The organism is Xanthomonas sp. D-109 (genome assembly GCF_017746095.1).
Taxonomy (GTDB): Bacteria; Pseudomonadota; Gammaproteobacteria; order Xanthomonadales; family Xanthomonadaceae; genus Xanthomonas_A; species Xanthomonas_A sacchari.
This window is the reverse complement of the sequence record NZ_JAGHWV010000007.1, coordinates 77538-98191: the sequence shown is the minus strand read 5'-3', so window position 1 is coordinate 98191 and position 20654 is coordinate 77538. Positions and strand designations below refer to the sequence as shown.

The following is a 20654-nucleotide window of genomic DNA, read 5'->3' as shown; positions in this document are numbered from 1 at the left end:
CATCCGTAAATGACCAAATCCGAGCTGATCGAAATCCTGGCGCGCAAGCAGGCGCATCTGAAGTCGGACGACGTCGATCTGGCGGTTAAGTCGTTGTTGGAAATGATGGGCGGCGCCCTGTCCGGCGGCGATCGCATCGAGATCCGCGGCTTCGGCAGCTTTTCCCTGCATTACCGGCCGCCCCGCCTGGGACGCAATCCCAAGACCGGCGAGTCCGTCGCGCTTCCCGGCAAACACGTGCCGCATTTCAAGCCCGGCAAGGAGCTGCGCGAGCGCGTGAGCGGCGTTGTCCCGGTCGAATCCGACACGCCCTGAGCCCGGCGTCCGGCGCTTGCCGGAATCCACGCCTGTTCGGCTAATCTAGTGTCTCCCGACGCTGGAGTTGCTCATGAAGATTGCACGACTGCTGATCCTGCTGGTGTTGCTGTTGGCCGGCCTGGTCATCGGGTCGCTCAATTCGCAGCCGATCCAGATCAACTTCGTGTTCTCCAGCATCGCCACCACCTCCGGCATCGCCATCATCGTCTCGCTGTTCGCCGGCGTGCTGATCGGTGCCTCGCTGGTCCTGGCGGCCCTGGTGATTCCCCTGTACGCAAAGCTGCGTCGCGCCAACAAGGCCGCGAACGCCGCTGCACCGGCCGTCGCGCCGGTCTCCTCCCATGCCCACCAGCCCTTGGACGGACGCTGATCTTCGATGGACTTTCTGACCGAGTGGTTCTGGTTCTTCCTGTTTCTGCCGCTGGCGGCGCTGAGCGGCTGGGTGATCGGCCGCCGTGGCGGCCAGCGCCATGGCGACACCCAGGTCAGCCGGCTCTCCAGCACCTATTTCCGCGGCCTCAACTATCTGCTCAACGAGCAGCCGGACAAGGCGATCGAGCTGTTCCTGCACATCGCCGAACTGGACAAGGAAACCTTCGAGACCCAGGTCGCGCTGGGCCACCTGTTCCGCCGCCGCGGTGAGGTCGACCGCGCCATCCGCCTGCACCAGGGCCTGGTCCAACGCGGCGACCTGAGCGACGCGCAGCGCGTGCAGGCCTTGCTGGCGCTGGGCGAGGACTACATGAAGTCGGGGCTGCTGGACCGCGCCGAAACCGTGTTCACCGAACTGGCGCAGATCGACCAGCGCGCGCCGCAGGCGCTCAAGCACCTGATCAGCATCTACCAGGCCGAGCGCGACTGGGAAAAGGCCATCGACAACGCCACCCGCTACGAAGAGGTGACCGGCGAGCCGATGGGCAAGCTGATCGCCCAGTTCGAATGCGAACTGGCCGATCGCTATCGCGCCTCGGGCAAGAACGACCTGGCGCGGGCGGCGATCGCGCGCGCCTACCAGGCCGACGCCAAGTCGGTGCGCGCCGGCATCCTGGAAGGGCGCATCGACGTCGACGACGGCAACGACGAGGCCGCGATCCGCGCCTTCGAGCGCGCCGCCCGCCACGATCCGGACTACCTGCCGGAGATCATGCCGGCGCTGATGGAGTGCTACCGCCGCGGCAGCGATCTGAGCGGCGCGCGCGCGTTCCTGTCGGAGATGACCGAGCACTACCGCGGCATCGCGCCGGTGCTGGCGCTGACCCGCCTGATGGAGTCGCAGGAAGGTATTTCCGCCGCGCGCTCCTACCTGGGCCGGCAGCTCAAGGACCGGCCGTCGGTGCGCGGCGAGTCCGCGCTGATCGACCTGACCCTGGCCGAGGGCGCCGATTCCACCGCGACCCTGCAGGATCTCAAGCACATCACCGACCAGTTGCTGGTGCGCAATCCCAGCTACCGCTGCACCCGCTGCGGCTTCGGCGCGCGCACCCACCACTGGCAATGCCCCAGCTGCAAGGAGTGGGGCACGGTCAAGCCGTTGCTCAACTACGCGGTGGTGTAGTGCCCATCGCAGGAACCGCGCTGCTCTTGGCGCTCGGGGTGTTCAGCGCGGCCGGCACCTGGCTGTCGCGCCAGTACGCACTCAAACGCAAGTTGATGGATGCGCCCGGCGAGCGGCGCAGCCACACCGTGGCAACGCCGCGCGGCGGCGGCGTGGCAATCGTGGCCGCGGTGCTGCTGGCCTGCGGCTGGGCGGCCCTGCAATGGCCGCAGCACGGCGCGGGCATCGCCACCGTCGCCGCCGGCCTGGTGCTGGTCGCTGGCGTCGGTTGGTGGGACGACCACCGTTCGCTGTCGGCGGCATTGCGATTGCTGGTGCATATGGCGGCGGCGACTCTTCTGGCTGCACTTGTCTACCAGGCGAGCCAACCGCTGTGGATGGCCGCGTTGGTGTGGTTGGCAACGGTTTCGCTAATTAATATCTGGAATTTCATGGATGGCATCAATGGTCTGGCCAGCAGCCAGGCGATGCTCGCCGCCCTGGGATTCGCCTGGTTGCTGCCCGAGCCGCTGCGTTGGCCATGCTGGGTGCTGCTGGTGGCCTGCGCGGGATTTTTGCCGTTCAACTATCCCCGAGCACGCATTTTCCTCGGCGATGTCGGCAGCGGCGCGCTCGGTTATCTGATCGCTGCGTTGTTCGCCTGGTGCATCGTCGCCGGCGGCCAGGCACCCTGGCTGCCGGCATTGCCACTGTCGGCCTTCGCCATCGACGCGGGCTTCACGCTCGCCTCGCGCATGCTCGCCGGCGAACGCTGGTGGCAACCGCACGCGCAACATTTCTATCAGCGTTGGGTACACACCGGCAGTAGCCATACTGTCGTCACGCTCGCCTACGGTCTGTTCAGCATTGTCGCGATTACAATTGCGCGGCTGGGCAGGCCGCTGGATGCGGGCTTCCAGGCCGGTCTGACGATCGCCTGGTTCTGTTCGGCAGGTGTGCTTTGGCTGGCTTTGCGCAACCGGATGCGCCGAACTCTTACGGATTACTGATGCTTTCCACGCGCGACCGAGTCACCGAGCTGTTTCCCAAGGCCTCCGTGGTCGTCCACGATCTGGCCATCGTCTGGGTCTGCTGGCAACTGCTGCACGCCGCGCGCTACACCATGCTCCCCGGCGAGCATCCGCTGCCGTTGTGGAACCTCAACACCGCCATCGTGCTGGTGGCCCAGGGGCTGGTGTTCTGGAAGGTGGGCCTGTACCGCGGCCTGTGGCGCTTCGCCAGCGTTCCCGACCTGCTCAATATCTTCAAGGCCAGCTTCTATGGCCTGGTGGCGATCGTGCTTGGGCTGGCCTACAGCCGCTTCGATGCGATCCCGCTGTCGGTGCTGATGGTGTATCCGTTCGCGCTGTCGGCGCTGCTCGGCGCGCCGCGGCTGCTGTATCGCGCCTGGAAGGACTACCAGATCGCCCATTCGGACGACACCGCGCGGCGCGTGCTGATCGTCGGCGCCGGCCGGGCGGCCGAGGCACTGGTGCGCGACCTGCGCCGTTCCGGTGCCTATCACCCGGTCGGCTTCGTCGACGATGCCGGCCACCTGCACGGCGCCAAGCTGCAGGGCCTGCCGATCCTGGGCCGGATCGACGAGGCCGGCGCGATCGCCAAGGAAACCGCGGCCAAGCTGCTGGTCATCGCGATTCCGTCGCTGGACGCGGCCGGCATGCAGCGCGTGGTGGCGATCTGCGAAAGCACCGGTCTGCCGTTCCGCACCGTGCCGCGCCTGCTCGACGTGCTCGAAGGCCATTACCTGCCGGGCGAGCTCAAGGAGGTCGCGATCGAGGACCTGCTCGGGCGCAAGCCGGTGACCCCGGACTGGAAGCTGATCAAGGGCTGGCTGTCCGGGCGTACCGTGCTGGTCACCGGCGCTGGCGGCTCGATCGGTTCGGAACTGTGCCGGCAGTGCGCGCGCCACGGCGCACGCAAGATCGTGTTGCTGGAGATCAGCGAACTGGCGCTGATCACCATCCATGCCGACCTGCGCCGGACCTTCCCCGATCTGGAGATCGCCTGCGTGCTCGGCGATTGTGGCGATCCGGCGGTGATTCGCCACGCCATGCAGGTGGCCGAGCCGGACGCGGTGTTCCATGCCGCCGCCTACAAGCAGGTGCCGCTGCTGGAGCGGCAGTGCCGCGAGGCGGTGCGCAACAATGTGCTGGCCACCGAGAACGTGGCGCGTGCCTGCGTCGCCGCCAAGGTTTCGACCTTCGTGTTCATTTCCACCGACAAGGCGGTCAATCCAGTCAACCTGCTCGGCGCGTCCAAGCGCTACGCGGAGATGGTGTGCCAGTCGCTGGACGATCAGGCGGTGAGCACGCGCTTCGTGACGGTGCGCTTCGGCAACGTGCTGGACTCGGCAGGCAGCGTGGTGCCGCTGTTCCGCGAACAGATCCGCCAGGGCGGTCCGGTGACGGTCACCGATCCGCAGGTGACGCGCTACTTCATGACCATTCCCGAAGCCAGCCAGCTGATCGTGCAGGCCGCGGCGTCCGCGTCGCATGGCGCCATCTACACCCTGGACATGGGCGAGCCGGTGCCGATCCGTCTGCTGGCCGAGCAGATGATCCGCCTGGCGGGCAAGCAGCCCGGGCGCGACATCGCCATCGTCTACACCGGCCTGCGGCCCGGCGAGAAACTGCACGAAACCCTGTTCTACGCCGACGAAAACTATCGGCCGACCTCGCATCCGAAGATCCTGGAAGCGGGCGTGCGCAGCTTCTCGCGCGAGGACGTGCTGCGCGGCGTGCAGCAGTTGCGCGCCGCGGTGGCCGACTACGACAGCGACACCATCGAGAAGGTGCTGCGCATGACCATGCCGGAGTTCGCACCCTTGCGTCAGCAAGACGGTCACGACGGCTCGGCTACCATCGTTCCATTTCCCGCACGCGAGGCCAGAAGGCTCTGATGAGCAAGAGAATCCGCAAGGCAGTATTCCCGGTGGCAGGTTTGGGTACCCGCTTCCTTCCCGCCACCAAGACGGTTCCCAAGGAAATGTTGCCGATCATCGATCGGCCGCTGATCCAGTACGCCGTGGACGAGGCGATCGAGGCCGGTTGCGACACCCTGATCTTCGTCACCAACCGCTACAAGCACGCAGTCGCGGATTATTTCGACAAGGCCTACGAACTGGAGCAGAAGCTGGAGCGTGCCGGCAAGCACGAACAGCTGGAAATGATCCGCCACGTGCTGCCCGATGGCGTGCGCGCGATCTTCGTGACCCAGGCCGAAGCGCTGGGCCTCGGCCATGCGGTGCTGTGCGCCAAGTCGGTGATCGGCGACGAGCCGTTCGCAGTGCTGCTGCCGGACGACCTGATCTGGAACCGCGGCGACGGCGCGCTGAAGCAGATGGCCGATCTCAACGAGCGCAGCGGCGCCAGCGTGATCGCCGTGGAAGACGTGCCGCACGAGAACACCGCCAGCTACGGCATCGTCGCCACCGAGGCGTTCGATGGTCGCAAGGGCCGCATCGCGCAGATCGTCGAGAAGCCCAAGCCGGAAGACGCGCCGAGCGATCTGGCGGTGGTCGGTCGCTATGTGCTCAGCTCGAAGATCTTCGAACTGCTGGAAAGCACCGGTACCGGTGCCGGCGGCGAGATCCAGCTGACCGACGCCATCGCCGCGCTGTTGAAGAGCGAAGAGGTCGATGCCTACCGCTTCGAGGGCACCCGTTTCGATTGCGGTACCCACCTGGGCCTGGTCGAGGCGACCATCCGCTTCGCGCTGGAGAACAAGAAGCTGGCCAAGCCGGCGCGCGAGAAGCTGACCCAGATGCTTGCCGAGGAGTGAGCTGGGCACGGCGCGCCGCTGCAGGGTGGCGCGCTGGCCGAGTTGCTGATCCAGTAGCGTCAAGCAATGATTCGATCCGAATCGGTCGAATCGGGTGACAAGCAAAAAGCAGCCGCGAGGCTGCTTTTTTTGCGCTGGCGTGCGCAACAACGCTTGATGCCGGACCCTCACCCCAACCCCTCTCCCGGTGGGAGAGGGGCTATGGCCCGCTTTTTGGATAAAGTGGCTGAGGGTAGGGCGCTGCCGCGCTTACAGCGCCTCAATGATGCCCGCGGCGCCCATGCCGGTGCCGATGCACATGGTGACCATGCCGTACTTCTGCTTGTGGCGGCGCAGGCCGTGCACCAGGGTGGCGGTGCGGATCGCGCCGGTGGCGCCGAGCGGATGGCCCAGGGCGATGGCGCCGCCCAGCGGGTTGACCTTGGACGGGTCCAGGCCGCTGTCGCGGATCACCGCCAGCGACTGCGCGGCGAAGGCTTCGTTGAGCTCGATCCAGTCCAACTGGTCCTTGCTCAGGCCGGCCTGCTTGAGCGCCTTCGGAATCGCCTCGATCGGACCGATGCCCATCACTTCCGGACGCACGCCGGCGACCGAGAAGCTGACGAAGCGGGCCAGCGGGGTCAGCCCGTAGTCCTTGATCGCCTGCTCGGAGGCCAGCAGCACCGCACCGGCACCGTCGCTCATCTGCGAGGAGTTGCCGGCGGTGACGCTGCCGCCGAACTGGCCGTTGCGGAACACCGGGCGCAGCTTGGCCAGGCCTTCGATCGAGCTGTCCGGACGCGGGCCTTCGTCGGTGTCGACCAGCTTCTTGCGCAGGGCGATGACATTGCCGGCCAGGTCGGGCTGGTGCGAGAGGATCTCATAGGGGCTGATCTCGTCGCGGAACTCGCCGGCGGCGATCGCGGCGATGGCCTTCTGGTGCGAGGCGAGGGCGAAGGCATCCTGGTCCTCGCGCGACACCTTCCACTCCTCGGCCACCTTCTCGGCGGTGATGCCCATGCCGTAGGCGATGGCGACGTGGTCGTCGGCGAACACGCTTGGCGACAGCGCGACCTTGTTGCCCATCATCGGCACCATCGACATCGATTCGGTGCCGCCGGCCAGCATCAGGTCGGCGTTGCCCAGGCGGATCTGGTCGGCGGCCAGCGCCACCGCCTGGATGCCCGAGGAGCAGAAGCGGTTGATGGTCTGCCCGGCCACCGAGTTCGGCAGGCCGGCCAGCAGCACGCCGATGCGCGCCACGTTCATGCCTTGCTCGCCCTCGGGCATCGCGCAGCCGATGATCGCGTCGTCGATGCGCGAGGTGTCGATGCCCGGCGCCTGCGCCACCACCGCGCGCAGCACGTGCGCCAGCATGTCGTCGGGACGGGTGTTGCGGAACATGCCCTTGGGCGCCTTGCCGACCGGGGTACGGGTGGCGGCGACGATGTAGGCTTCCTGGATCTGTTTGCTCATGGCTTTCTCCGAAAGCCGGGAATGGGGAATGGAGAGTCGGGAATCGTGAAGCGATTCGCGCGATCTGCAGCAGTCCTATTTCCGGCAGAAAATTAGGGAGAGAAGGAGGAGCCGGGAATGCGCTTCCATTCCCGATTCCCCATTCCCGATTCTCAGTTCCTAAGCGGCTTACCCGTCTTGAGCATGTGCCCAATCCGCGCCTGGGTCTTTTCCTGCTGGGCCAGTTCGACGAAGTGCTTGCGCTCGAGCTTGAGCAGCCATTCCTCGTCCACCAGCGCGCCGCGGTCGACTTCGCCGCCGCACAGCACGGTGGCGATGCGGGTGGCGATCTCGTAGTCGTACTCGCTGATGAAGCGGCCTTCCAGCATGTTGACCAGCAGCATCTTGAAGGTGGCGATGCCGACGTCGCCGGCGACCTGGATGCGTCGGGCCGGCAGCGGCGGGCGGTAGCCGCCCTCGGCCAGGGCGCGCGCCTCGGCCTTGGCGATGTACAGCGATTCATAGCTGTTGAACACCACCTTGTCGGTGCTGCGCAGCAGGCCCAGTTCCTTGGCGTTGACCGCCGAGGTGGAGACCTTGGCCATGGCCACGGTCTCGAAGGTCTTCTTCAGTTCGGCGAACACGTCGCCGCCCGGACCCGCGGCCTGCGCCGCGCGCACCGCGATCTCCTTGAGGCCGCCGCCGGCCGGCAGCAGGCCCACGCCGGCCTCGACCAGGCCGATGTAGCTCTCCAGCGCAGCCACGGTCTTGGCGCTGTGCATCTGGAACTCGCAGCCGCCGCCCAGCGCCAGCCCGCGCACCGCCGCGACCACCGGCACCAGCGAATACTTGATGCGCTGGCTGGTGGCCTGGAAGTTGGCGACCATCGCCTCGAACGCATCGACCTTGCCGGCCTGCAGCAGGCCCAGCGCGCCGGCCAGGTCGGCACCGGCGGAGAAGGGTTCCTTGTGCTGCCACAGCACCAGGCCCTTGAAGTCCTTCTCGGCGCGGCCGACCGCTTCCTGCAGGCCGTCCAGCACCTGGTCGGAGACGGTGTTCATCTTGGTCTTGAAGCTGACCACGGCGATGTCGTCGCCGTCGTGCCACATGCGCAGGCCGTCGTTCTCGAACACGGTCTCGCCCTGCGCGAACTTCTCGCCCAGCAGCGGATCGGGGAAGCGCTGGCGCTTGTACACCGGCAGCGCCGAGCGCGGCAGCTTGGCGTCGCGCGCCGGGCTGTACGAGCCTTCGGCGGCGTGCACGCCGTCGCGGCCGTCGAACACCCAGTTCGGCAGCGGTGCGCTGCTCATGCTCTTGCCGGCAGCGATGTCGTCGGCGATCCACTGCGCGACCTGCTTCCAGCCCGCGGCCTGCCAGGTCTCGAACGGACCTAGCGCCCAGCCGTAGCCCCAGCGGATCGCCAGGTCCACGTCGCGCGCGGTCTCGGCGATGTCGGCCAGGTGGTAGGCGCTGTAGTGGAACAGATCGCGGAAGGTCGCCCACAGGAACTGCGCCTGCGGGTGCTGGCTCTCGCGCAGCTTGGCGAACTTCTCGGCCGGGTTCTTGATCTTCAGGATCTCGACCACTTCCGGCGCGGCGGCGCGGTCGGCCGGGCGGTAGTCCTGCTTCTGCAGGTCAAGCACCACGATGTCCTTGCCGACCTTGCGGAAGATGCCAGCGCCGGTCTTCTGGCCCAGCGCGCCCTTGCCGATCAGCGCCTCCAGCCACTTCGGCGCCTTGAAGAAGGCATGCCACGGATCGTTCGGCAGGGTGTCGCCCATGGTCTTGATGACGTGCGCCATGGTGTCCAGGCCGACCACGTCGGAGGTACGGTAGGTGGCCGACTTCGGGCGGCCGACCAGCGGGCCGGTGAGGCCGTCGACCTCGTCGAAGCCCAGGCCGAACTGCTCGGTGTGGTGGATGGTGGACAGGATCGAGAACACGCCGATGCGGTTGCCGATGAAGTTCGGGGTGTCCTTGGCGTAGACCACGCCCTTGCCCAGGGTGGTGACCAGGAAGCTCTCCAGGCCTTCCAGCACCGCCGGCTCGGTGTGCTTGGCCGGGATCAGCTCGGCCAGGTGCATGTAGCGCGGCGGGTTGAAGAAGTGCACGCCGCAGAAGCGGTGGCGCAGCTGTTCCGGCAGCACGTCGGACAGGGCATTGATGCCCAGGCCGGAGGTGTTGGAGGCCAGCACCGCATGGTCGGCCACGAACGGCGCGATCTTCTTGTACAGGTCCTGTTTCCAGTCCATGCGCTCGGCGATGGCTTCGATGATCAGGTCGCAGCCGCGCAGCTGCTCCAGGCCGGAATCGTAGTTGGCCGGGGTGATGGCTTCGGCCAGGGCGGTGCTGGCCAGCGGCGCCGGGCTGAGCTTGGTCAGGTTGGCGATCGCCTTGAGCACCACGCCATCGGTGGGGCCTTCCTTGGCGGGAAGGTCGAACAGCACGGTGTCGACGCCGGCGTTGGTCAGGTGCGCAGCGATCTGCGCGCCCATCACGCCCGCGCCCAGGACGGCGGCACGGCGGACTAGCAGGGGATTGGACATAGCGATCAGCCTCTGTGGGTCAACGTTTGCGGGATCAGGGAGCCGAGTGGGCGAGGAAGCCGGCTTCGGCGAAACGGATGAGTTCGCGGGCGGCGTGGGCACGGTGCGCGCCCTCGCTGACGCCGGCGGGGCGCTTGATCAGGCCGAAGTCGGCCATGGCGTAGGTCAGGGCGCCGGCCAGGAAATCCAGGCGCCAGTACAGTTCCTGCTTGCTCAGCCCGGGCACGCAGGCGGCGATGGCCTTGCCGAACTCGCGCAGCACGTGGCCGTAGTGGTCGGACAGGAACTGGCGCAGGCTGTCGTTGTTCTCGGCATAGGCGCGAGCGATCACCCGCACGAAGGCGCCGCCGCTCTGCCGCTCCTGGGCCATGGCCAGGGCCGGCTCGACGAAGGCGGCCAGCACCGGGCCGAGCTGGCCGGGATGCTGCCGCTGCGCAGCCTCCAGCTGCGCCATGCGCGCGGCGGTCATTTCGTCCATGCGCCGCCGGAACACCTCGTTGACCAGGTTTTCCTTGGACCCGAAGTGGTAGTTCACCGCGGCGATGTTGACGTCGGCCTGGCTGGTGACCTGGCGCAGCGAAGTGCCGGAAAAGCCGTGCTGCGCGAACAGTTCCTCGGCCGCACTGAGGATGCGGTCCTTGGTCGAGAAGTGCGCTTGCTTTGCCATGCGGCCGCCAGAATCAATCAAACGATTGTTTGAGTTTAGGCCCGGGCGGGGAGTGCGTCATGCTGCTTTGCAGCACGATTCAGGCCCGGCCGTGCAAAGCCGGCGCCGATTGGATAGAATTGTCCATCGCAATTCTGGCTAAGCCCGCGTTTTGACGCGGGTTTTTTTCATGTTAACCTCGGGCCTTCAGTGGCCCGCCCAACGGAGAACTTCCCATGGCGCTGGAGCGCACCCTGTCCATCATCAAGCCCGATGCCGTCGCCAAGAACGTCATCGGCGAAATCTACTCGCGCTTCGAGAAGGCCGGCCTGAAGGTCGTGGCCGCCAAGTACAAGCAGCTGTCGCGCCGCGAGGCCGAGGGCTTCTACGCCGTGCACCGCGAGCGTCCGTTCTTCAACGCGCTGGTCGAGTTCATGATCTCCGGCCCGGTGATGATCCAGGCGCTGGAAGGCGAGAACGCCGTGGCCGCGCACCGCGACCTGCTGGGCGCCACCAACCCGAAGGACGCTGCGCCGGGCACCATCCGCGCCGACTTCGCCGATTCGATCGACGCCAACGCCGCGCACGGCTCGGATTCGGTCGAGAACGCCGCCAACGAAGTGGCGTATTTCTTCGCCGCCACCGAAGTGGTTTCGCGCTAAGCGAGGTCGTCGTGAACGAGGTCGTCCATCCTCCCTTGGCCATCGCCGATCCCGTGCGGACCGGCGTGGCGGCCAAGCAGAATCTGCTCGACCTCGATCGCGAGGGGCTGGAGCGTTTCTTCGCCGAGACCCTCGGCGAAGCGCGCTACCGTGCCCACCAGGTGATGAAGTGGATCCACCACCGCTACGTCACCGACTTCGACCAGATGACCGACCTCGGCAAGGCGCTGCGCGCCAAGCTGCAGCAGCATGCCGAGGTCGTCGTCCCCAACATCGTGTTCGACAAGCCCTCCGCCGACGGCACCCACAAGTGGCTGCTGGCGATGGGCGTGGACGGCAAGAACGCGATCGAGACCGTGTACATCCCCGACAAGACCCGCGGCACGCTGTGCGTGTCCTCGCAGGTCGGTTGCGGCCTCAACTGCACGTTCTGCTCCACTGCCACCCAGGGCTTCAACCGCAACCTCTCCACTGCCGAGATCATCGGCCAGGTGTGGGTGGCGGCGCGGCATCTGGGCAACGTGCCGCACCAGATGCGCCGCCTCACCAACGTGGTGATGATGGGCATGGGCGAGCCGCTGATGAATTTCGACAACGTCGTGCGCGCGATGAGCGTGATGCGCGACGACCTGGGCTATGGCCTGGCCAACAAGCGCGTGACCCTGTCCACCTCGGGTCTGGTGCCGCAGATCGACCGCCTGTCCAGCGAGAGCGACGTGTCGCTGGCGGTGTCGCTGCATGCGCCCAACGACGCGCTGCGCGAGACCCTGGTCCCGCTCAACAAGAAGTACCCGATCGCCGAGCTGATGGCGGCCTGCGCGCGCTATTTGCGCGCCAACAAGCGCCGCGAGTCGGTGACCTTCGAATACACCCTGATGAAGGGGATCAACGACCAGCCCGAGCACGCGCGGCAACTGGCGCGGCTGATGCGCCAGTTCGACAACGCGGTGCAGGCGTCGAATGCCGGCAAGGTCAACCTGATCCCGTTCAATCCGTTCCCGGGCACGCGCTACGAGCGCTCCGGCGAGACCGAGATCCGCGCGTTCCAGAAGATCCTGTTGGACGCGCAGGTGCTGACCATGGTGCGGCGCACGCGCGGCGACGACATCGATGCGGCCTGCGGGCAGCTCAAGGGGCAGGTCATGGACCGCACCCGTCGACAGGCCGAGTTCAAGCGCGAATTGCAGACGCGGGCGGATCGGGATGCGGCGGCGTAGCCAAGGGCGTTCCCTCGCGATGGTGGCGATCGCAGTGCTGGCCTTGCCGGGCTGCAACTGGATCGCGGCCAAGACCGGCACGGTGCGCACCAGCGAGCAGGTGCAACCGCAGTATTCCTTCCGCGACAACCGTGCGGTGAAGGCGCGGGTGGCCTTGCAGGAACAATTGGGTCTGGCCGCCAACGGGCTCGCCTCCGGCGACCTGGAGGCCGCGCAGACGCATGCGCGCAAGGCGCTGGCGCTGGATCCGCAATCGGTGGACGCGCTGACCGTGCTGGCGGTGCTCGCCGATCGCCGCGGCGACGCCACGACCGCCGGCGGGTACTACCGCAAGGCCGCCGAGCTGGCGCCGAGCAACGGTGCGACCTTGAACAACTACGGTGCCTGGCTGTGCGCGAATGGGTCGCCGGCCGAGTCGCTGGCCTGGTTCGACCGCGCGCTCGCGCTGCAGGACTACGCCACGCCGGCCTCGGCGCTGGCCAACGCCGGCGGCTGCGCCTTGCAGGTCGGTCAGCGCGAGCGCGGCGAACGCGACCTGCGCAAGGCGCTGGATCTGGATCCTGACAACGCGTACGCGCTCGAGGCGATGGCCCGCAACGAGGTCGCGCAAGGGCGCTTTTTCGAGGCGCGCGCCTTCGCCGAGCGGCGTCTGGCGGCTGCGCCTGCCACCGCTTCCGTGTTACAACTTGCGATTCAGATTGAGCAAAGGCTGGGCGACAAGGCTGCCGCCGGCCGTTACCAACAGCGGTTGCGCAAGGAGTTTCCCGACGCCGCGACCACGACACCCGGGGCTAGTGCATTGTGATCAGTGATTCCAATCCGAACGCTTTCGATGGCGCCAAAGGCTGCGGGCAACAGCTCCGCGAAGCGCGCGAAGCGGCCGGCCTGAGCATCGACGACGTCGGCAGCCGACTGCGCATGCCGGTGCATGTGGTGCAGGCGCTCGAGTCGGAGCAGTGGCAGCGCCTCGGCGCGCCGGTGTTCGTCCGTGGGCAGTTGCGCAGCTATGCGCGCCTGCTCGGCGTCGATCTGGAGCCGTTGCTGCAGACCGCGCAGATCGCGCCGGTGCAGCCGGTCGAACTGATCAGCCACACGCATACGCCGCCGCTGCGGCGCATGCTCGAGAGCGCCACCCGGCGCATGGTCTACGTGGTGATCACCGCCGGGCTGGCGGTGCCGGTGTGGTATGCCACCCGCAGCCATTTCGCCGACGACAACGGCCCCAGCACCGCCTCGCTGGATGTGGTGCCGGGCACGCCGGGGACGACCCCGGCGGCAACGGCGACGCCGGCCAATGGCGCCGCTGCGGCCGCACCGGCCGCGCCGGCGGCCGCACGTCCTGCGCCGAGCGCCGCGCCGTACATCGCCTCGCTGACGCCGATGCCGCGCCCGGCCGCAGAGCCGGAGAAGAACGCCCTGAGCCTGTCGTTCCAGGGCGACAGTTGGGTGCAGATCCTCGCCCCCGACGGCACGCCGGTGGAAAAAGCCCTGCTGAAGGCGGGCGAGACCCGTACCTATGCGCCGGGCCAGGTCGGGCGCGTGGTGCTGGGCAATGCCTCCGCGGTCCAGGTTCAGCAATCCGGGAGTACCGTGGATCTGACCCCGTTCAGGCGCGCGAACGTGGCGCGCTTTGCGGTATCCTCTGACGGTTCCGTGGTGCCCGCCTCCGAGTGACGGCGGCGCGGTTCCTCACTTTCAACATTCCATGTCCCGTCGCAGCGGCGGGGCGAGAGTACGCATGGCGATTGACGACCTGCTCGACGAGCACGAACAAAGCGAACGCGTCCGCACTTGGCTCAGGAAGAACGGCGCCGGCCTGATCGGCGGCATCGTCCTGGGCCTCGGCGCGATCATCGGCTGGCAGTGGTGGACCAAGCAGCGGTCCAACGATCTGGCCCAGGCCAACGCCCGCTACGAAGCGGTGCTCAAGAGCATCCAGGCCAATCAGCTGGACAAGGCGGCCAAGGACATGGCCGAACTGCAGCAGGGCTCGACCAACATCTACGCCGAACTGGCGGCGCTGCGCCTGGCCAAGGCGCAGGTCGACGCGGGCAAGTCCGATGCCGCGTTGACCACGCTGCGCGCGCTCAAGGCCGACGGCGAAATGAAGGTGATGGTCGACCATCGCGTGGCGCGGCTGCTGATTTCCGGCGGCAAGCCGCAGGACGCACTGCCGCTGGTGGCCTCGGCCACCGATTCGCAGGGTCTGGAGATTCGCGGCGATGCGCTGATCGCGCAGGGCAAGCGCGACGCGGCGCGCGATGCGTACGCCAAGGCGCTGACCAGCCTGGACGTGGCCTCGCCGCAGCGGCGCGTGGTCGAAACGAAATTGATGGATGCGGGCGGCAGCGTGCCGAATGCCGCGGAGCCGATCTGATGAAGGTAGTCATGTTCAAGCGCGTCGCCACCGTGGTCCTGCTGGGTCTTGCGCTGTCCGGCTGCAGCACCGTCAAGGGCTGGTTCGCGGGCAAGGATGCGGCCGCCAAGAAGGCCGCCGAGCCGGCCGAACTGGTCAAGTTCACTCCGTCGGTGAAGGTGGTGAAGCTGTGGTCCACCGACGCCGGCAAGGGCGAGCGCCAGATCGGCGTGCGCCAGCGCCCGGTGGTGGCCGACGGCAAGGTGTATGCGGCCGCGACCTCCGGCACGGTGTACGCGCTGGATCTGCAGACCGGCAAGACCATTTGGGAATACGACGCCAAGCAGGCGCGCAAGCAGCAGCTGTCGCAGGCCGAGGACCGGCCGAAGAGCCAGGTCGAGAGCGAGTCCGGCAAGAATTTGTCCAAGGACGAGCGTGCCGCCTACAAGCAGCGCCTGCGCAACGAGAAGCAGCAGGCCAAGGAACGCAAGCGGCTCGAGAAGAAGCGTCCGCTGCCGCGTTTCGCCGGCGGCCCCGGCGTGGGCGACGGCCTGGTGGTGGTCGGTGCGCTGGATGGCGCCGTGATCGCGCTCGATGCCGCCAACGGCACCGAGAAGTGGCGCGCCAAGGTGCCCAATGAAGTGATCGCCGCGCCGGTGATCGCGCAGAACATGGTGTTCGTGCGCAGCAATGATGGCCGCACCACCGCCTTCGATGCGGCCACCGGTCAGCAGCGCTGGTTCAATGCACAGGAACTGCCGAGCCTGACCGTGCGCGGCAACGCGCCGGTGGTGGCGGGTCCGGGTGTGCTGTTCATCGGCAACGACGACGGCACCCTGGCCGCGCTGGCGATGCAGGACGGCCGCGTGCTGTGGGAGCAGACCATCGGCATGCCGGAAGGCCGCACCGAACTGGAGCGCATGGCCGACGTCGACGGCGCGCCGGTGCTCGACGGCACCACGCTGTACGCGACCAGCTTCAAGAACCAGACCGTGGCGCTGGAAGGCCCGAGCGGCCGCCCGCTGTGGAACCGCGATCATGGCGGCGCCGGCGGTGTCGGCGTCAGTTCCGGCAACGTGGTGGTGGCCGACAACGCCGGCACCGTGTGGGCGCTGGACAAGGCCTCCGGGTCGGCGATGTGGTCGCAGCCGGGGCTGGCGCGCCGCTCGCTGACCGGCGTGGCGATCCAGGGCGATTACGCCGTGGTCGGCGACTACAAGGGCTATCTGCACTGGTTGCGGCTCGACAACGGCGAGTTCGCCGCGCGCGAGCGGGTCGGGCGCAAGCCGCTGGTGGCGCAGCCGGTGGTCGCGGACGGAATCCTGCTGATGCAGAACACGAAAGGCGACCTGACCGCGTTCCGGTTGGGTCAATAACAAGAGAAGGATGTCGCGATGCTGCCGCTGGTCGCCCTGGTTGGACGGCCGAATGTCGGCAAGTCCACGCTGTTCAATGCGCTGACGCGCAGCCGCGACGCGCTGGTCCACGACCAGCCCGGCGTCACCCGCGATCGCCACTACGGGGTATGCCGGCTGCAGCCGGACACCCCATTCGTGATCGTCGATACCGGCGGCATCTCCGGCGAAGAGGAAGGCCTGGCCGGTGCCACCGCCGAGCAGGCGCGTGCCGCCGCCGGCGAGGCCGACCTGATCCTGTTCGTGGTCGACGGCCGCGAGGGATCGTCCGCGCTCGACGACGAGATCCTGGCCTGGCTGCGCAAGCTGGCGCGGCCGACCCTGCTGCTGATCAACAAGATCGACGGCACCGACGAGGACCAGGTCCGCGCCGAGTTCGCGCGCTACGGTCTCGGCGACGCCATCGCGGTCTCCGCCGCGCATCGCCACGGCATCGACGACCTGCTCGACGAGGTTCTGGAACGGCTGCCGGAAGAGGGCGCCGGCGAAACCCTGGACACCGACCCGGCGCGCATGCGTATCGCCTTCGTCGGCCGCCCGAACGTCGGCAAGTCGACCCTGGTCAATCGCCTGCTGGGCGAGGAGCGCATGATCGCCTCCGAAGTGCCCGGCACCACCCGCGACTCCATCGCGGTGGACCTGGAGCGCGACGGCCGCCTGTACCGGCTGATCGACACCGCCGGCCTGCGCCGCCGCGGCCGCGTCGAGGAGGCGGTGGAGAAGTTCAGCGCGTTCAAGACCCTGCAGGCGATCGAACAGTGCCAGGTGGCGGTGCTGATGCTCGATGCCGGCGAAGGCGTGACCGACCAGGACGCGACCGTGCTCGGCGCGATCCTCGATGCCGGCCGTGCCCTGGTGGTGGCGATCAACAAGTGGGACGGGCAGAGCGACTACCAGCGCGCCCAGGCCGAAGACCTGCTGTCGCGCAAGCTGGGCTTCGTCAGTTGGGCCGAGGCGGTGCGCATCTCCGCCAAGCATGGCTCGGGCCTGCGCGAGCTGTTTCAGGCGATCCATCGCGCGCACGCCTCGGCGGTGCGCGAGTTCAGCACCAGCGAGGTCAACCAGGCGCTGGAAATCGCCTACGAGAGCAATCCGCCGCCGAGCATCCGCGGCCACGTCTCCAAGCTGCGCTACGTGCATCCGGGCGGCAGCAATCCGCCGACCTTCATCGTCCACGGCACGCGCCTGAAGGTGCTGCCGGAGTCGTACAAGCGCTACCTGGAGAACTTCTTCCGCAAGCGCTTCAAGCTGGTCGGCACGCCGGTGCGCTTCATGTTCCGCGAAGGCGCCAACCCGTACGAAGGCAAGAAGAACGTGCTGACCGAGCGCCAGATCGCCAAGAAGCGGCGCCTGATGAAGCACGTCCGCGGCAAGTAGCCGCAGGATGGATACGCGGCGCGCGATCACCCTCGGCATTCTCGCCGGCGGCCGCGCGCAGCGCCTGGGCGGATGCGACAAGGCCTGGTTGCAGCGCGATGGACAGGCGCAGGTGCAATGGCTGGTGCAGGCATTGGCGCCACGGGTGTCCGCGGTGCTGGTCAGCGCCAATCGCAGTTTGCCGCGCTATGCCGCCGTCGGCCTGCACGCCGTGCCGGACCGTGTCGCGGCGCCGGCCGACGCCGAACGTTCGCTGGGGCCGATCGCAGGATTGGATGCACTCGCTGCCCACTGCGGCACACCGTGGCTGCTGACCGTGCCGGTCGACCTGTGCCGGTTACCGCCGGACCTGCCGGCGGAGCTCGCCGCGGCCGCTGTGGACCGCGATGGCGCCTGGGTCGAGGATGCCGCCGGTGCGCAGCCGCTGGTGGCGCTGTACCGGGTGGCTGCGTTGCGTCCGGCGCTGGAGGCGGCGCTGGTGGCGGGCCGTTATGCGCCGCGTGCCTTGCAGCAGCGCCTGCGGATGCTGCCGGTGGCGTTGCCGGAGATCGTGCTGGGCAATCTGAACACGCCGCAGGATCTGGCCGCAGCGGGTATCCTGCCGCCATCATGACCGACTATCCCTCCCGGATCGCCTACACCGACGCGCTGGCGATCGTCGCTGCCGCCGCGCGTGCCCGTCCCGTCAACAGCGAGCGCCTGGCGGCGTCGCGTGCCGATGGCCGCATCCTGCTGGAACCGCTGGATGCGCCGATCGACCTGCCGCCGTTCGCCAACAGCGCGATGGACGGTTTCGCGTTGCGCCACGCCGACCTGAGCCTGGGTGCGCCGACCGACTTGCGCCTGGCCGGAGAGCAGTTCGCCGGCACCGATCGGCAACAGGCGCTCGCGCCCGGCGAGTGCCTGCGCGTGACCACCGGCGCTCCGTTGCCGGCCGGGGCGGATACGGTGGTGATCAAGGAGAACGTGCACGAGCACGATGGCCTCGTGCAGGTGCCGGACGGGCTCGTCGCTGGCGCGCACGTGCGGTCGCGTGGCGAGGACGTGCGCGCCGGCGAGCGCGTGCTCGAGGCCGGCATGCTGCTGACGCCCTCGCGCATCGGCCTGGCCGCGGCCTTGGGCGTGGACCAACTGACGGTGGCGGCGCGGCCGACCGTGGCGGTGTTCGCCACCGGCGACGAGCTGGTCGAGCCGGGCCTGCCGTTGCAGCCAGGGCAGATCTACAACAGCAACCGCGACATGCTGATGGCGCAGCTGCGCCTGCTCGGTCTGGCGCCGACCGCCTGGCCGACCCTGCCGGACGACCCGCAGCGCATCCAGGCCATGCTCGCCGACGCGGCCTCGGCGTTCGATGTGGTGCTGACCTGCGGTGGCGTCTCCGCCGGCGAAAAGGACTACCTGCCGCGTCTGTTGGTCGAGCACGGTCGCATCCTGTTCTGGAAGGTGCGCATGCGCCCGGGCATGCCGCTGCTGTTCGGCGAGTGGGATCGGGCCCTGTTCCTGGGCTTGCCTGGGAACCCGGTGTCGGTGCTGGCCACGTTCCTGGCGATCGGGCGGCCGTTGCTGGATGCGTTGCAGCGGCGCAGCGAACCGCACCGGGCCTGGCGGGCGCGACTGGCGGCTGGCTGGGACAAGCGCCACGACCGGCTCGAGTTCCTGCGCGGACGCATGCGCTGCGACGCGCACGGCCAACTGTGGGCGGAACCGAATCCGGCCGACGGCTCGCACCGCCTGCGCGGCGCCGCCGACAGCGACGTGCTGCTGCGGCTGGAGGAGGGCGCACGCCAGTTCCAGGCCGGCGACGTGGTCGAGGTGGTGCCGTATTGAGGGCACCCCCTAAGCACCTGCATCCAACACCATCAAGTCGGATGCAGGCTGCCTGGGGGAATGGTTTCAGCGGGACGGGGCGTTCCCGGGCAAGCGCGTCGCGGTTGAATGAGGGGTTCCCTTCAGCCGCGCCGTCGACGGCGGACGCTGGCCCGGTTTGCGCCGATAATGCGCGCATGGGCATTCGAGAACTCACTCCTGCACAGGCGCAGGCGCGGCAGGCGCAGGGCGCGCGGCTGATCGACATCCGCGAGGAGCACGAGCGTGCCACCGGCATGGCCGCCGGTGCGCAGGGTGTGGCCCGCGCGCAGTTGCAGGCCGACCCGGCCGCCTATCTCGGCGCCGACACCGAGGTGCTGCTGATCTGCCAGAGCGGCAAGCGCTCGCACGATACCGCGGTGTTCCTGGAACAGGCCGGCTATCCGCAGGTCGCCTCGGTGCTGGGCGGCACCACGCGCTGGCAGCGCGAGGGCTTGCCGCTGCAGCGACCGGCGCTGGAACCGGAGCAGGAAGACTTTTTCGACCGCTATTCGCGGCATCTGCGCCTGCCCGAGGTCGGGGTCGAAGGCCAGCGCAGATTGCAGGCTGCGCGCGTGCTGCTGGTCGGCGCCGGCGGCCTGGGCTCGCCGGCCGGTTTCTACCTGGCGGCGGCCGGGGTGGGGCAGTTGCGCATCGCCGACGACGACGTGGTCGAGCGCAGCAACCTGCAGCGGCAGATCCTGCACGGCGACGCGCGGATCGGCCAGGCCAAGGTGGACTCGGCCGCGGCAAGTCTGGGCGCCTTGAATCCGGGCGTGCGGGTAGAGGCGGTGCGCGAGCGGGTCACCGCGGACAACGTCGAACGGTTGCTGCAGGACGTGGACGTGGTGCTGGACGGCTCGGACAACTTCCCTGCGCGCTATCTGCTCAACGACGCCTGCGTGAAGCTGGGCAAGCCGCTCGTCTACGGCGCGGTGCAGCGCTTCGAGGGCCAGGTCAGCGTGTTCGATGCCGGCCGCCGGCGCGGGCAGGCACCGTGCTACCGCTGCCTGTTCCCGGAACCGCCGCCGCCGGAGTTCGCACCGAACTGCGCCGACGCCGGTGTTCTCGGCGTGCTGCCCGGCATCGTCGGGCTGCTGCAGGCCAACGAGGTGTTGAAGCTGTTGCTGGAGATCGGCGAGCCGCTGCGTGGCCGCCTGCTGCACTTCGACGCACTGGCGATGCGCTTCCGCGAAACCCGCCTGTCCGCTGATCCGCAGTGCCCGCTGTGCGCGCCGGATCGGCCATTCCCTGGTTACATCGACTACGCGCAGTTCTGCGGCGCTGAGCGTTAGCTGCTACTGGGCGTCGTTGTTCGCAGCGGCGCCCGTACCCTCATCCTCCCCTGCGGGGCACCTTCTCCCGGTGGGAGAAGGGGGGCGGGTGCTCGATGGTTGACGCAGCGTCGCGCACGCTCAAGCCCCTCTCCCTGCGGGAGAGGGGTTGGGGTGAGGGTACGGGCGCGAAGCGCCTCGCGATGTCTGGCTGCACTAGCCGTCGTTG

General features: G+C 68.2%; 19 protein-coding genes. 16 read left to right on the top strand and 3 right to left on the bottom strand.

What is annotated here, in order from left to right:
* Window positions 1–9 precede the first annotated feature (9 nt).
* The 6 genes from J7357_RS08100 (at window position 10) to galU (ending at window position 5653) form a co-directional block, all read left to right on the top strand.
* Window positions 10–315, top strand: coding sequence for an integration host factor subunit beta (locus tag J7357_RS08100; RefSeq protein WP_010342890.1), 306 nt, complete (start codon window positions 10–12; stop codon window positions 313–315).
* Between the two features lie 73 nt (window positions 316–388).
* Window positions 389–688, top strand: a complete 300-nt coding sequence (locus J7357_RS08095; protein WP_209245736.1) for a LapA family protein — start codon at window positions 389–391, stop codon at window positions 686–688.
* Between the two features lie 6 nt (window positions 689–694).
* Window positions 695–1873, top strand: a complete 1179-nt coding sequence (gene lapB / locus J7357_RS08090) for a lipopolysaccharide assembly protein LapB (RefSeq protein WP_209245735.1) — start codon at window positions 695–697, stop codon at window positions 1871–1873.
* Window positions 1873–2862 (top strand): glycosyltransferase family 4 protein, encoded by a 990-nt coding sequence (locus tag J7357_RS08085; RefSeq protein ID WP_209245734.1) that lies wholly within the window; start codon window positions 1873–1875, stop codon window positions 2860–2862. Before lapB ends, J7357_RS08085 begins: the two co-directional genes overlap by 1 nt.
* Window positions 2862–4772 (top strand): nucleoside-diphosphate sugar epimerase/dehydratase, encoded by a 1911-nt coding sequence (locus tag J7357_RS08080; RefSeq protein WP_209245733.1) that lies wholly within the window; start codon window positions 2862–2864, stop codon window positions 4770–4772. Before J7357_RS08085 ends, J7357_RS08080 begins: the two co-directional genes overlap by 1 nt.
* The gene (gene galU, locus J7357_RS08075) at window positions 4772–5653 is read left to right on the top strand and encodes a UTP--glucose-1-phosphate uridylyltransferase GalU (RefSeq protein ID WP_029562082.1); all 882 of its coding nucleotides are present in this window, start codon (window positions 4772–4774) and stop codon (window positions 5651–5653) included. The genes J7357_RS08080 and galU overlap by 1 nt, the downstream gene beginning before the upstream one ends.
* Window positions 5654–5902: 249 nt before the next feature.
* On the opposite strand, the gene J7357_RS08070 is transcribed toward galU, so the two are convergent.
* From J7357_RS08070 to J7357_RS08060, 3 genes are all read right to left on the bottom strand, one after another.
* The gene (locus J7357_RS08070) at window positions 5903–7108 is read right to left on the bottom strand and encodes an acetyl-CoA C-acyltransferase (RefSeq protein ID WP_017913732.1); all 1206 of its coding nucleotides are present in this window, start codon (window positions 7106–7108) and stop codon (window positions 5903–5905) included.
* Between the two features lie 152 nt (window positions 7109–7260).
* The gene (locus J7357_RS08065; RefSeq protein WP_209245732.1) at window positions 7261–9633 is read right to left on the bottom strand and encodes a 3-hydroxyacyl-CoA dehydrogenase/enoyl-CoA hydratase family protein; all 2373 of its coding nucleotides are present in this window, start codon (window positions 9631–9633) and stop codon (window positions 7261–7263) included.
* A 34-nt stretch (window positions 9634–9667) separates the two neighbouring features.
* The gene (locus J7357_RS08060) at window positions 9668–10300 is read right to left on the bottom strand and encodes a TetR family transcriptional regulator (RefSeq protein WP_010342898.1); all 633 of its coding nucleotides are present in this window, start codon (window positions 10298–10300) and stop codon (window positions 9668–9670) included.
* A gap of 215 nt (window positions 10301–10515) precedes the next feature.
* Between J7357_RS08060 and ndk the strand changes: the two genes are divergently transcribed.
* From ndk to moeB, 10 genes are all read left to right on the top strand, one after another.
* Window positions 10516–10941, top strand: coding sequence for a nucleoside-diphosphate kinase (gene ndk, locus J7357_RS08055; RefSeq protein ID WP_002812972.1), 426 nt, complete (start codon window positions 10516–10518; stop codon window positions 10939–10941).
* 35 nt (window positions 10942–10976) lie between these two features.
* A complete protein-coding gene (gene rlmN / locus J7357_RS08050) occupies window positions 10977–12158 on the top strand; it encodes a 23S rRNA (adenine(2503)-C(2))-methyltransferase RlmN (protein WP_209245745.1) in 1182 nt (393 codons plus the stop codon).
* Window positions 12145–12963 carry a type IV pilus biogenesis/stability protein PilW gene (gene pilW, locus J7357_RS08045; RefSeq protein ID WP_209245731.1) on the top strand — a complete coding sequence of 273 codons (819 nt, stop codon included), beginning with the start codon at window positions 12145–12147 and terminating at the stop codon, window positions 12961–12963. The genes rlmN and pilW overlap by 14 nt, the downstream gene beginning before the upstream one ends.
* Window positions 12960–13832 (top strand): RodZ domain-containing protein, encoded by an 873-nt coding sequence (locus J7357_RS08040; RefSeq protein WP_209230909.1) that lies wholly within the window; start codon window positions 12960–12962, stop codon window positions 13830–13832. The genes pilW and J7357_RS08040 overlap by 4 nt, the downstream gene beginning before the upstream one ends.
* 64 nt (window positions 13833–13896) lie before the next feature.
* Window positions 13897–14535, top strand: coding sequence for a tetratricopeptide repeat protein (locus tag J7357_RS08035; protein WP_209245730.1), 639 nt, complete (start codon window positions 13897–13899; stop codon window positions 14533–14535).
* Window positions 14535–15890, top strand: a complete 1356-nt coding sequence (bamB, locus tag J7357_RS08030; RefSeq protein WP_209245729.1) for an outer membrane protein assembly factor BamB — start codon at window positions 14535–14537, stop codon at window positions 15888–15890. Before J7357_RS08035 ends, bamB begins: the two co-directional genes overlap by 1 nt.
* 18 nt (window positions 15891–15908) lie before the next feature.
* Complete coding sequence (gene der, locus J7357_RS08025) at window positions 15909–17306, top strand: ribosome biogenesis GTPase Der (RefSeq protein WP_017913737.1); 1398 nt, start codon at window positions 15909–15911, stop codon at window positions 17304–17306.
* Between the two features lie 7 nt (window positions 17307–17313).
* Window positions 17314–17919, top strand: a complete 606-nt coding sequence (locus tag J7357_RS08020; protein ID WP_209245728.1) for an NTP transferase domain-containing protein — start codon at window positions 17314–17316, stop codon at window positions 17917–17919.
* Window positions 17916–19133 (top strand): gephyrin-like molybdotransferase Glp, encoded by a 1218-nt coding sequence (gene glp, locus J7357_RS08015; protein WP_209245727.1) that lies wholly within the window; start codon window positions 17916–17918, stop codon window positions 19131–19133. Before J7357_RS08020 ends, glp begins: the two co-directional genes overlap by 4 nt.
* Window positions 19134–19309: 176 nt before the next feature.
* Complete coding sequence (gene moeB / locus J7357_RS08010; RefSeq protein ID WP_209245726.1) at window positions 19310–20446, top strand: molybdopterin-synthase adenylyltransferase MoeB; 1137 nt, start codon at window positions 19310–19312, stop codon at window positions 20444–20446.
* Window positions 20447–20654 lie beyond the last annotated feature (208 nt).